Source organism: Paenibacillus sp. Marseille-Q4541 (assembly GCF_018310695.1).
In the GTDB taxonomy this organism is placed as follows: Bacteria; Bacillota; Bacilli; order Paenibacillales; family Paenibacillaceae; genus Paenibacillus.
The window spans coordinates 303,700-316,841 of sequence record NZ_JAGXCY010000001.1 but is presented as its reverse complement, the minus strand read 5'-3'; the positions used below and the strand labels follow the sequence as shown (position 1 = coordinate 316,841).

9 protein-coding genes and 1 pseudogene are annotated in these 13,142 nt (G+C 43.9%); 9 read left to right on the top strand and 1 reads right to left on the bottom strand.

Annotated features, from left to right (window positions below):
* Window positions 1-126 precede the first annotated feature (126 nt).
* The 7 genes from KFT32_RS01560 to KFT32_RS01530 all read left to right on the top strand — a co-directional run bounded on the left by KFT32_RS01560 (window position 127) and on the right by KFT32_RS01530 (window position 7,304).
* Window positions 127-1,824: a DNA repair helicase XPB gene (locus tag KFT32_RS01560; RefSeq protein WP_211745337.1), complete on the top strand. Its 1,698-nt coding sequence runs from the start codon at window positions 127-129 to the stop codon at window positions 1,822-1,824.
* Window positions 1,824-3,749 carry a helicase-associated domain-containing protein gene (locus tag KFT32_RS01555; RefSeq protein WP_249435613.1) on the top strand — a complete coding sequence of 642 codons (1,926 nt, stop codon included), beginning with the start codon at window positions 1,824-1,826 and terminating at the stop codon, window positions 3,747-3,749. Before KFT32_RS01560 ends, KFT32_RS01555 begins: the two co-directional genes overlap by 1 nt.
* A 123-nt stretch (window positions 3,750-3,872) precedes the next feature.
* The gene (locus KFT32_RS01550) at window positions 3,873-4,313 is read left to right on the top strand and encodes a YlbF/YmcA family competence regulator (RefSeq protein WP_211745335.1); all 441 of its coding nucleotides are present in this window, start codon (window positions 3,873-3,875) and stop codon (window positions 4,311-4,313) included.
* 98 nt (window positions 4,314-4,411) lie between these two features.
* A complete protein-coding gene (locus KFT32_RS01545) occupies window positions 4,412-4,681 on the top strand; it encodes a YlbG family protein (protein ID WP_211745333.1) in 270 nt (89 codons plus the stop codon).
* Between the two features lie 263 nt (window positions 4,682-4,944).
* On the top strand, window positions 4,945-5,382 hold the full coding sequence (locus tag KFT32_RS01540; protein ID WP_211745332.1) for a hypothetical protein: 438 nt from the start codon (window positions 4,945-4,947) through the stop codon (window positions 5,380-5,382).
* Between the two features lie 103 nt (window positions 5,383-5,485).
* The gene (locus tag KFT32_RS01535; protein ID WP_211745330.1) at window positions 5,486-6,382 is read left to right on the top strand and encodes a selenium metabolism-associated LysR family transcriptional regulator; all 897 of its coding nucleotides are present in this window, start codon (window positions 5,486-5,488) and stop codon (window positions 6,380-6,382) included.
* Between the two features lie 43 nt (window positions 6,383-6,425).
* Window positions 6,426-7,304, top strand: a complete 879-nt coding sequence (locus tag KFT32_RS01530; RefSeq protein ID WP_211745328.1) for a PHP domain-containing protein — start codon at window positions 6,426-6,428, stop codon at window positions 7,302-7,304.
* 52 nt (window positions 7,305-7,356) lie between these two features.
* On the opposite strand, the pseudogene KFT32_RS01525 reads toward KFT32_RS01530, so the two are convergent.
* A pseudogene (locus KFT32_RS01525) lies at window positions 7,357-9,095 on the bottom strand (Rqc2 family fibronectin-binding protein).
* A 263-nt stretch (window positions 9,096-9,358) separates the two neighbouring features.
* Between KFT32_RS01525 and KFT32_RS01520 the strand changes: the two are divergent.
* Together KFT32_RS01520 and dapF are read left to right on the top strand one after the other, a co-directional pair.
* Window positions 9,359-12,145 (top strand): calcium-translocating P-type ATPase, SERCA-type, encoded by a 2,787-nt coding sequence (locus KFT32_RS01520; RefSeq protein WP_211745326.1) that lies wholly within the window; start codon window positions 9,359-9,361, stop codon window positions 12,143-12,145.
* Between the two features lie 130 nt (window positions 12,146-12,275).
* The gene (gene dapF / locus KFT32_RS01515; protein ID WP_211745325.1) at window positions 12,276-13,115 is read left to right on the top strand and encodes a diaminopimelate epimerase; all 840 of its coding nucleotides are present in this window, start codon (window positions 12,276-12,278) and stop codon (window positions 13,113-13,115) included.
* Window positions 13,116-13,142: the final 27 nt, after the last annotated feature.

Here is a 13,142-nt window from a genome sequence, read left to right as displayed (position 1 = left end):
GTTCATTTTCGCCTAAATGGTGAAGGATGAACTTTTTTCTTACCCTTTTATTTATGCTAGGGACAGGTAAGGTGATGAAATAAACATAGCATTCAAGGAAATACTGGAAGTAAAGGAGGAAGATTTATGAACCCACAAAACGCATGTATTGTACAGCGTGACTTTACCATTTTGCTGGAGACGGCACATCCTCAGTCAGATCAAGCGAGAGAACTGATTATTCCCTTCGCTGAGCTGGTTAAGAGTCCTCCTGCTTTTCATACATATAAAATGACGCCCCTCACGTTATGGAGCGCCGCTGCTTTGGGCTACTCAGCAGAGGAGATCTTGGAAAGACTTGAGTCTGTTTCTCGCTGGAACGTACCGGCATCACTTTCTCAAGAGGTCAGAGGACTCATCGAGAAATACGGTAAGCTGACACTAGAACCTCACGATGAGTCAGGACAATTTCGACTAGTAAGTGAAGATACAGAGCTGCTTACTGAAATTATGTCACACAAATCATTGACCGCGTATCAATTATGCCGATTGTCAAATACAGAGCTACAAGTTCTTGGAGAGTACCGAGGTCTGCTGAAACAAGACCTTACGAGACTCGGTTACCCGGTCATGGACCTTGCAGGATATAAACACGGGAGTCCGCTTTCTTTTACGTGGAGAGATAAGATGAATTCCTTAGATGGCAAAGGCAGCAAAACCTTTGGACTTCGTGACTATCAAAAGGAGGCAGCGAGTGCCTTTGAAGGAAAAGATGGTTTCGGTGGCAGCGGAGTTCTTGTTCTGCCCTGTGGAGCAGGAAAAACAATTGTCGGCATGGCCGTGATGGAAAAACTTCAGTCAGAAGTGCTTATTCTTACGTCTAATACGACTTCAGTCCGGCAATGGATTCGCGAGATTGAACAAAAAACGACGATTCCAGCGGAATCGATAGGAGAATATTCCGGTCATAATAAGGAAGTCAAACCAGTGACGGTAGCTACCTATCAAATTATGACGCACCGAAAATCAAAAGATAGCGAGTTTACTCATATGAAGTTGTTTGGTGAACGGAGCTGGGGGCTTATTGTTTATGATGAGGTGCATCTTCTTCCTGCTCCGGTGTTTCGTGCAACAGCAGATATCCAGGCAACAAGAAGGCTGGGACTTACGGCTACGCTGGTGAGAGAGGATGGCCGTGAAGAGGATGTATTTTCACTCATTGGTCCGAAGCGTTATGAACTACCCTGGAAAGAGCTAGAACAGCAGGGGTGGATTGCTGAAGTGGACTGCAAGGAAGTGCGTGTTCCGATGTCAGATGAACTTAAGGAAGCGTATATGTACGCCGAAAGCAGGCAGAAGTTTAGACTTGCATCCGAGAATCCAGCGAAGAACAAAGTAGTAAAGAGGCTGCTTGCGCTACATCCGAATGTACCGGCTCTCATTATCGGACAATACGTCGGTCAATTAAAGGCGATGGCTAAAGAACTGGGCGTCCCGCTAATTACGGGAGCAACTAGTGAACAGGAACGCTTACGGTTGTTTACTGCTTTTCGTCAAAAAGAAATTTCCACATTAGTTGTGTCCAAAGTAGCTAACTTTGCTGTGGATTTGCCTGATGCTGCTCTGGCAATCGAAGTTTCGGGGAGTTTTGGTTCTCGTCAGGAAGAAGCACAGCGATTAGGCCGAATTCTTAGACCTAAAGAAGGCGATAACAGAGCTTACTTTTACACTTTGGTTTCGGAGGATTCAAGAGAACAGGATTTTGCCTTGAAGAGACAATTGTTCCTAATAGAGCAGGGATATGAATATCACGTGACGGGTGAGAGGGAGGTTGCCTCCGGTTGATGAATGAAGTATCTACACACAATTTGGATGAAAGACCATGGTCAAAGGACGAAGATCTGTTATTACAGACGGCTTTTTTAGAGTTCGGCGGGAATCCACTTCAGATGGAACGTCTTGCAAGTTTACTTGCAGGAAAGCTGAGTGGACTTGAACTTGAGATTGCATTATTCGGCTTGCGTAAAAAAGGATGGATCAATGCCGCAAAAAAAACGTGGGGAGAACATATCTATTTTATTCCTTCTCTGCACCTCCCCTTTTTGACAGAACATTATGTTCTGCCGTTTTTTCAAGGATCGCCTCCACTTTCTTCTTCAAGCGATATAGAAGTATTTGTAGAAGCAAAACCGAAAATTGCAGGGGAAATTCTTCACTTGTTATCTTATATTGCTAACCAAGGTGTTCAGCTGACTGCAAAGGGGACAATTCATAAAAAAACACTCGGGAAAATTGAGAATTTAACGGTGCTAACGAGTGCTGATTTCAAAGCGTTGAAATTATCGTATTCTCATCCTGATCTGTATCCGGTACATGTAGCTGTGCTGCTTGATTTGGTGTTTAGTCTTGGGCTTGCTCGGAGAGAAGAGGCAGAAATCATCCTAAACGAGCCTTATGTAAGCAAGTGGATACAGTTAAATAGTCATCAGATGGAACGATATATTTATGAAGCATTCATGGAACGTTATAGTGTGCAAGAATCTGCACTCCAGCATTTTCGATATCTTTTGAGTTTATTTAGTAGTCAATATGCGGGTCAGTGGCTTGATGTCCATCAGATCTGTCTTATATTTGTACAGCATGGTATGTGTGATGAAAGGGAGTATGCCGAATTACTCAGTTACGCTAAAGGCTGGACCATGCTCCTTGCGGCCTTCGGTTATGGGGATACAGGGGTATGTTCTGCTTCGGAAGATGCTACATTTTATCGATGGACAAGCCCGGTATTCTTCATTGCAGAAGAGGCAGAACAAACGGAAGCGAGTGATCGATTAGAAAAGGAAATTACAGAGCCCATCATCTATGTACAGCCTGATTTCGAGGTCATTGTTCCCCCAGATGCGTCCTATCAGATAAGGTGGCTACTTGAAGGTTGCTCCGATCTTATAGTACGGGATCAGATGACCATCTACAAATTAACTCGAGAGCGCCTGTTAGAAGGAGCCGAGCTTGGACTAACGCCATCGTTGGTGCTGGAATGGCTTAATCGGTATTCTCAAGGGAATGTTCCGGAGAATGTCTTCCTAGCACTGAATCAATGGGGGGCCGAGCTAGGTCGTACTTCTTTTGCACAAGTGATGCTGCTGCGGGCGGAAAGTGAACAGGATGCTGACAAAATAGAGGCTTATCCAGCATGGAACGGTGCCATCCAAAGAATCGGACCGCTATATTTCATCCTGGAACCGGAGAAAATGGCGGAAGTGAGAAAACGCCTTACTTTAATGGGACTTGCCCCTGCAAAGGCAGTGAAGGGGATCGACGCAGAAGTACGAAGATATCCTGCTATTTCTTTAGATAGAGATTCTACGGCCCCCTTTGATGATGACCTGCATAGGATCAAGTTTTATGAAGAAGGAAGACAGGGATTTGTCTACACAGGTCGCAACCTACACTACTATGAATCAATACCTGAAGATAGGGAATTGATTTCGCTATTGCCTAATAAGGCTGAGGTTCCGAAGATGTGGCTGGATGAATGGAGAGAGTATCACCCATCAACAGCAAAACAGTTGGTACAGCAGGCAATTGAGTGGCGAACTCGAATGGGAGTCGAGATACAGGGTGCAAGGCAACAGTTCATTCCTGAATCCATCGGAAAAGGAGAACCTTGGGCAGTAAACGGATGGTTGCTGACTAAGGATGGTAACGTTGCCGAGAAACGTACACTTGTACCCATTGAATGGACAAATGTGATCCTTATTTTACCATAATAAGTAAAATATTGAGAACGTTTATGAACAAAACTCTTCTTATGGACTAACGGGTATGGTATGATAGATATAGTCCGCTTCACATCGTGAAGGGGAACTTTAATATAGATCGGGATGAATTTCATGAGCGTATCTGAACTTAACACGGTTGATATGGCCCAAGTGTTGACTTACGCCTATGAACTGGGCGATATGATCAACGAGTCGACGTTGGTTTCAGATTATTTATATTGGAAAGAACGGGTTCGTATGAATCCAGAAATACAGGAATGGGTACGAAGACTTGAAGATAAGAAGGAACTGTTTGCTGAAACACAACGTTTTGGTCATTTCCATCCTAATTACCATAGCGCTAAGGACGAAGTGAAGGCAGTGGAAGACAAGCTGGAAACTTTTGAAGAAGTGGTCCGTTTTAAAGAAGCGGAACTGCAACTTGATAGTTTATTACATCAAATGTCTGAAACGATCGCTTTCTCTGTATCAAACACAATTAAAGTACCAAGCAACAATCATTCACCAAAAGGTGGATGTGGAGGCGGCGGAAGCTGTGGTTGCGGAGGTTAGCTTTTATAGAATCGCTTGCCGGGTCTTTTAGTTTCAGGCAAGAGGATTTTGCAATAGATAGAAAGAGATGCAAATCCTACTAAAGAGGTGAAATTCGCATGTTTGCGGAACGAACAGGGTATATCATATGGGTAAGCGATGTGAAAGCTGCACGCAATCTAGAGAAGTATGGAACTGTACATTATATTTCTAGAAAGATGCATTATGTAGTGATGTATGTTAATGCAGAACGTGCGGAAGATACTATGAAAAATGTACGTAGACTCTCTTATGTACGTAAAATAGAGCGTTCATATCGAAATGAAATTAAAACAGAGTATAGTAAAGATGTTCCTGACAAAACAAGTTTTTATGGTGGCATCGGATAGGAACGAGATAAGCATAGATTAACTTGATTAAAGATGAAAACATGCAGTAATGAGGAGCGGCCCTACCCAGGTCGCTCCTGTTATTTTATAGCGGGACATGCACAAGTAGGGCTTGTGACTTAGATTTTTCATACAGAAAGCTACTTATAATAGAAGATTGTGAGCTCGGATTCAATTTTTACCTTGAGATTCCGGGACTTATGATGTAATATATTGGATAAATATGTAGATAGAAAGACCTATCTTGTGGAGAGTGATATCCCATGCGTGACAAGTTAATGCAGCGTTGGAGCACCTACGAACCTTTTTATGTAGCTCTAGGTGATAAGAAAGTGGCTGACATTGTCATTACGAACCATGCGAAACTTCGATATGTTGACCGAGTCAGGCAAGATAATAATGATTTTGAGAACATCGCAGCATGGTTGTGGGAGTGCCTCAAGCAGAACAGGATTTCACCCTACTATCGAAACGAACAAGATGTATATTTGATTGATGGCGATCTTGTCGTAGTTGCGGAATTTACGGAATTGCCTGGTGAATATGATATTACAGGGAATCCCCTTCACAAAATGATTATTGTTACGTTTCTCGGAAGAATGTCGGAGACGATTGAACTTCGAGATCTAAAGACTTATTATTCCTGGTTACGTCATTCAAGACGTATGACACTGGTCAAGAACAGCCGTAAACGTAAATAAGGTATAATAGCTTAAAGTGAGTTTGGAGAGGTGTGCAGATGCTGCACACCTTTTTTAGTATAAAATCGGGTACAATACATAGGAAGGTAAGGGGGAAGAATGGATGAACTTTCACCAGCTGCATATATTTTATACGGTAGCGGAAAAAGGAAGCTTTTCTGCGGCAGCACAAGCTTTACACATGACACAGCCTGCGGTAACTATGCAAATCCAATCACTTGAAGATTATTTTGGAACAAAATTAATCCACCGATCAACGAAAAAAATTGAGCTTTCTGAAGCAGGAAAAGCCTTACTTCCTTATGCACTGCGAAGTATGGAATTATTCCGTGAAACGGATGAGGCGGTAGCCTCGTATACGGACAAGCTGCAAGGTCGTTTGCTCATTGGAGCGAGTTTGACAATCGGTGAATACGTGCTACCCCGGTTATTAGGTCCTTTTGGCAAAAAATACCCAGATATCTCAATCGTGATGAATGTAATGAATACAACCCAGATTGTCGAAGGAATCATGAAGAATCAGCTAAACTTTGGCATGATAGAGGCGCCACTGTCCCATCCAGACCTCATTGTAGAACCGGGTATGCATGATGAGCTGAAACTGATTGTTCCTGCCCAGCACCCACTAGTTTTGCAAAATGAGGTGAGGCTGCAAGATATTTTGGAGTATCCTTTTATATTAAGAGAAAAAGGTTCCGGCACGAGACAAGTGATGGAGGACGCGATGAAGGAAAATGGCGTCGATCCATCTAACTTGAATACAGTTATGGAACTGGGGAGTACGGGGGCTATTAAATCAGCGGTAGAAGCCGGTGTAGGGATTACGATTATTTCACCATCCTCTGTCAAACACGAAGTGGCTCTTGGCCTTGTAAAGGTACTAAACTTGAAGGATATTACGTTTTCTAGAGAATTTTATGAGGTATACTCCAAGTCTTCTATGTTACCGATCTCTGCGGTTACTTTCTTAAACTATCTTAAGAAACAAACTCAGAACTAAAACACTGTAGGATAAGTGGAAAGAACCTTAAGGAGGAGTGAACATGAATACAACTGGAAAAGAAGTTTCTCTTACAGGGAGATGCGATCTTCATACGCATAGTTTGTCTTCTGACGGGATGCAGCCCTCATCAGAAAATGTGCGAATTGCAAGTGAAAAGGGGCTTGCTGCAGTGGCACTCACGGATCACGATACAGTAGCAGGAGTGGAAGAGGCGCTTATTGCGGGTGAAAAATACGGAATAACGGTAGTTCCTGGAGTGGAAATCAGCACCAGACTTGAAGGTAAAGAAATACATGTACTCGGTTACTATATTGATATTAGGGATCGTGAATTTCTTACTAGACTTGAGACGCTGCGCCGGACACGTGAAGAACGCAATATTCGGATTTTAGAGAGATTGAATGACCTCGAACTTGTTGTTTCTATGGAGGATGTGGTCCGGGTCATGGGACGACCTCTAGAGAAAGATGAAACCATTGGACGTCCTCATATCGCAGATGCACTGGTGGATAAAGGATACGTAAGTAGCATGCGAGAGGCTTTTGATCTCTATTTGGCTGAAGGCAAACCGGGGTTTGTCAGTGTTCCACGGGTGACTCCGGAGGATGCTTTTGCGTGGATCCGAGCTGCAGGAGGAACACCTGTCATCGCCCATCCAGGTCTCTATGGGAATGATGATTTGATACGGAAGTTGATCGAACATGGACATCCGGCTGGGATTGAAGTCTATCATTCAGATCATGGGCCTGAAGAGGAGAAACGCTATCTTGCTATGGCTGAACAGTACAACCTTATTGTAACAGGCGGTTCTGATTTTCATGGAGCAAGGCAAGGAGTTGTATTTCATGGAGATCTCGGCAGCGTCACGGTGGAAGCTTCGGTGCTGAGTGAACTTTACCAAGCTAGATCTGTAAAATAAAAAAAGCAGCGTTCCTTATTTCAAGGGTAACGCTGCTTTTTTTGAATATCATTTATCCGTTTTTAATGTAACTTGGAAGTGTTTTAACTAAGTCTTCGCTTGGTGTAACAAACAGCGTTTTTTGATTATCGTAAATAACAAAGCCGGGTTTCGCTCCGCTTGGTTTTTTCACGTGACGAATGTTCGTATAATCGACAGGCACACTGCTTGACTCCTTGGCCTGGCTGTAATATGCAGCAATCATCGCTGCTTCTTCCAAGGTCTTCTCAGAGAAGGAAGTAGAGCGGATCACAACGTGAGAGCCTGGGATGTCTTTTGTATGAAGCCATGTGTCGTTAGAATTAGCTAGCCGATTCGTTAGGTACTCATTTTGTAAGTTGTTTTTACCCACATAGATTTCGGTTCCATCAGTAGACGTAAATACCTGAAGAGAAGGAAGTTGGTTTTTCTTCTTCTTTTTGTTCCCTTTTTTATTCCGATCTCGAAGATATCCTCCGGAAACCAGTTCCTCCCGAATTTCTTCAATATCGTTCATGGAAGCGGAAGCCAGCTGTTGCAGTAAATTGTCCAAGTACAAAATTTCATCTCGTGTCTTGAGCAGTTGTTCTTGAATGACTTGAAGGCTGTTTTTATATTTATTATATTTTTGAAATAACGCTGCGCATTATCCGAAGGGGTCAATAATGGATCCAGCGGTATCCGAACTTCGGCTTGATCTTCATCATAGAAGTTCGTGAGAACAGCTTCTTTATCTCCTTTTTGAATGGCATGAAGAGAAGCAAACAGCAATTCTCCAAAAATTCGGTATTGATCCGCATCATCGGCTTCTGCGAGGTCAGCATTCAGATGATCCAGTTTCTTAATGTTCTTGTTACGTTCGTTCTGAAGAAAACGAAGGAGATCGCTAACTTTTTGTTTTACTGCGTCTCTTTCTGCCTTTTCTCCATAGTATGCTTCCATACACGCACTGATAGAATCATAGGTTTTATTCTCATCCAGATGTGTCAGAGGAATAGCAGAAAACACCATTTTCTCTTTCGCATTTGTTGCGATGACCGGTGTGAACTCGTTAGCAGATACTAGATTGATTACCTCGGTAAAACCTTTCCAGAGCTGTTCTTTATCCCTTGATGCTTCAGGATCAGCTTGACCACCCCGTGAGGCTATCTCCTCTGCTGTCAAAGGACTGAGTCCGCTAAAGGATTCTACCAGCCATTTCACAGCGGTTCCCTCATAGCTTTCATAGGTAGAGAATGAAGATGCTTCTGCGGTGAGTGGATTTTCCTTATTTTGCTGTGGAGGCTCTGTGTAAGAGAATCCAGGCATAATTACACGGTAACTGCTGATGGCAGGGGTCACATGATGAATTCCATCCAAGATGTTACCTGTGGAAGGATCCACCAAAATGATATTACTGTGTCTGCCCATCAGTTCAATAATAATTTTCTTTGTAGAAATATCTCCGAGCTCATCACGCTGCCGAACATCGATATGAATAATGCGTTCCATACCCACTTGGCTGATTTTTTCGATAATCGCACTTTCGCAATGTTTGCGTAGCAACATACAGAACATGGGAGCTTCTGTAGGATTCACAAAAGTTTGTTTTGTAAATTGAACACGTGGATAAGTAGGACTTGCTGATATGAGCAGTTTGGTATTCTCCCGCCCTGCCCGAAGACTAACAACGATATCGTGACTGTTAGGTTGATGTATTTTATTCATACGTCCGCCAACGAGCACTTGAAGCTCATGAACGATTGCGCGAACGACAATTCCGTCTAATGCCATAATCTATGTTCTCCCATCTTATACTAGGTTGGTTTCGACTTATTTTTGCTATGTGTAGTTTTCCTCTCTTTCTATCATGCCATAGTTTGGACAAAAACTTAAGGGCCCTCTCTTGTGATATTTCGGCTCTTGTCCGAATACAGTAGTTTTAGAAGTTTGTCCGGCACGCAGACGATCTTTCATTTTCGCTGATGTAGGTACTCATTTATGTGAGAAACGCTGGACAGGCACAGGACTAAAGAGCGGGAGGGGAACCTTGGAACATGGAACAGAAGAAGTGGCATCAGATGGGTGTAGACGAATTGGAGTCAGAACTGAATGTGGAGCCGCAGCTAGGTCTAACCAAGGATGAGGCTGCAGACAGACAGAAGAAGGCAGGCGTAAATGAGCTGTCGGAGGGCAAAGGAATTTCTCCGATCACCCTTTTTCTAAATCAATTTAAAGATTTTATGGTTCTTGTTCTTGTGGGAGCCACCCTTGTGTCCGGATTGCTGGGTGAATACCTGGATGCTATAACGATTATCGCCATAATTTTACTGAACGGAATTCTTGGTTTTGTTCAGGAATTCAGAGCTGAGCGTTCGCTAAGCGCTTTGAAAAAGTTATCTGCTCCAACCTCCAAAGTGATCAGAGATGGGAAAGTAGATCAGATCCCCGCCAAAAATCTCGTCCCGGGGGATATTATTTTGCTGGAAAGTGGAGACCGTGTACCTGCGGATATTCGCTTTATCATGACAAGTAACTGTGATGTGGAAGAATCAGCATTGACTGGAGAATCCGTTCCGGTTAATAAACACAGTAGAGTCATTCAGCAAGATGATCTTCCGCTAGGGGATTTGAAAAATATTGGGTTCATGGGGACGATGGTCACGAGGGGGACGGCAAGAGGAATCGTTATTCGAACAGGTATGGATACCGAGATGGGTAAAATCGCGGATCTCATACAGAATACAGAGGCACAGGAGACACCGCTTCAGCATCGTCTGGAACAGCTAGGGAAGATCCTCATTATCGTCTCCCTAGTTCTGACTGTACTTGTCGTAGTAGCTGGTATTTTACATGGACAGCCTGCGATTGGCATGTTCCTAGCTGGCGTCAGTCTTGCGGTTGCAGCCATACCTGAAGGACTACCCGCTATTGTTACTATTGCACTTGCCCTTGGTGTACAGCGAATGATTAAACGAAAAGCAATTGTTCGCAAGCTTCCCTCGGTAGAAACACTCGGTTCAGCTTCTGTCATATGTTCTGATAAGACAGGGACACTGACTCAGAACAAAATGACGGTAACAGATGTATGGCAGGGTGGACGACACTTGAAAGTTACAGGGGAAGGCTATAAACCGGTAGGACATATCTTGCTTCAAGATCAGCCCATTGATCTGAAGAATGATCAATCCTTACGCAGACTCCTTCAAATTAGTAGCTTATGTAATAATGCATTAATTGAAGAAATACCGGTTCATGACACTCGCAACAAGAAAAATTCGGATGAAACAGAGTGGGTGTTAAAAGGTGATCCTACTGAAGGAGCACTGGTTACACTTGCGTCCAAGTTAGGCATGTCACCTCAGAGTCTGTCGGGTCTATATGAACGAGTCAATGAGTTTCCATTTGATTCGGAACGCAAGCTGATGTCGGTACTGACGAAACATCAGGGAGGTAAGCTGCTTTTTACGAAAGGTGCGCCCGATGTGCTCGTTAAAGAATGTGCATACATTTTATGGGATGACAAGGTTGTTCCTTTCACGGCAACCATGCGGCAGCAAGTGGTTCAGGCGAATGAGCATATGGCAAGTTCGGCACTTCGGGTACTGGGAATGGCCTACCGTGAAGTAAGATCGGAAGAACAAATCGACAGTGAGAGCAAGGCCGAAAGTCAGCTCGTATTTGTCGGACTTACTGGTATGATTGATCCTCCTCGCAAGGAGGTAAGAGATGCCATCGCAACTTGTAGACGAGCCGGAATCAAGACCGTCATGATTACAGGAGACCATTCTCTAACCGCAGAAGCCATTGCGCATCAGCTCGGCATTTTGCCTCGCGGAGGTAAAGTGTTTACCGGACAGCAATTGTCATTACTTAGTGATGATGATCTGGATAAAGAAGTGGATCAGGTATACGTTTATGCCAGAGTATCACCGGAGCATAAGCTTCGCATCGTCAAATCCCTTCAGCGTAAAGGACATGTTGTTGCCATGACAGGTGACGGGGTGAATGACGCACCGGCTATTAAAGCAGCAGATATCGGAATTGCTATGGGAATTACAGGTACCGATGTAACTAAAGAGGCTTCCGCACTTATTCTGAGCGATGATAACTTTTCTACGATTGTCTCTGCCATTGAAGAGGGGCGAAACATCTATGAGAATATCCGTAAGTTTATACGTTATTTGCTAGCTTCCAATGTGGGCGAGATTTTAACGATGTTTTTCGCGATGATGGCAGGACTTCCGTTGCCACTCCTTCCCATTCAGATTCTCTGGGTGAATCTCGTTACAGATGGTCTGCCTGCGATGGCACTAGGTGTAGATCAGGCGGAAAAGGATCTTATGGAACATAAGCCGCGTTCTGCGAAGGAGAACATCTTTGCAAGAAGACTGGGCTGGAAAATTATCAGCCGTGGCGTACTCATCGGAGTATGCACGCTTGCTGCATTCTGGCTAACGCTTCGAGTGGATCCGAGTAGTGCTACGCAGCTTGTGAAGGCACAGTCGGTAGCATTTGCAACGCTGGTAATGGCACAGCTGATCCATGTTTTTGATTGCCGTAGCTCCAGATCCATTTTTCACCGTAATCCATTGCAAAACAAATACTTGGTACTTGCAGTCCTCTCATCTGTCATTCTGATGCTTGGTGTAATGTACACGCCTCAGCTGCAGCCGATTTTCAAAACGGTTCCGCTTGACCTTAGAGAGTGGGCTCTTGTCATCGTAGCGGCAGGAATACCTACGTTCTTACTTGGTGCAGGAAGTGTATGGGGAGGCCGGAGAAGCCGCCGCAGATTAGCTGCTAGTGGATACACTCCGAAAAGTACAAAATTTTCTGCATAAAATCAATAGATTTCCTTCACTCCTTGGGATATGCTATCTTGAAAAAGCTGTATATCAGGTCTCTGATTTTTAAATATTAGGCTTATGAGTACAGCTTGGCCAAGAGAGCCAAAAGGAGTGGGGTTACGTCATGGAATTTACGAAAATGCACGGACTTGGCAACGATTTTGTTGTTGTTTATGGCGAGAAGGAGCTGCCTCATAATGCAGCAGAATTAGCGATAAAATGGTGCAATCGATTTTTCGGCATCGGTGCGGATGGCCTTGTATATATTTTACCTTCTGATGAAGCGGATTTTCAGATGCGTATCATTAATTCAGACGGCACAGAAGCAGAACAATGCGGTAATGCTATCCGCTGTGTAGCAAAATATGTATATGATCACGGTCATATTGATCGTGAGAGCATTACGATTCAAACGATCGGAGCTGGCGTTCAGCCTGTACTTTTGACAGTAGAGGATGGGAAAGTAAGTAAGGTTCGTGTGGATATGGGGGCTCCGATACTGGATGGTTTACAGATCCCAACGATGATCGATGCAAGTCCCGTTGTAAACCAAGCCATTGAAGCAGGGGGAAGCGGCTTCCGATTCACCGCGGTATCTATGGGGAATCCGCACTGCGTTATTTATGTGGATGATGCGGTGAATTTTGATTTAGCCTCTTGGGGACCAAAGCTTGAAGTTCATCCTTTATTTCCTAAAAAAATAAATGTTGAATTTGCTACAGTAAAAGATCGGGAGCATATTGATATGCGAGTATGGGAACGTGGCGCTGGTCCTACACTGGCTTGCGGTACTGGGGCTTGTGCGACGCTTGTATCCTCCGTCCTGAATGACGTATCTGATAGGGCAGCCTGGGTTAGTCTGAAAGGCGGCGATCTATTTATTGAGTGGAGCGAAGAGGATAACCACGTATATATGACAGGTCCAGCAGAAGTAGTATTTACGGGCACAACGAACGAAAACTGATATTGATCAAAAGAGGGAACAGGGATG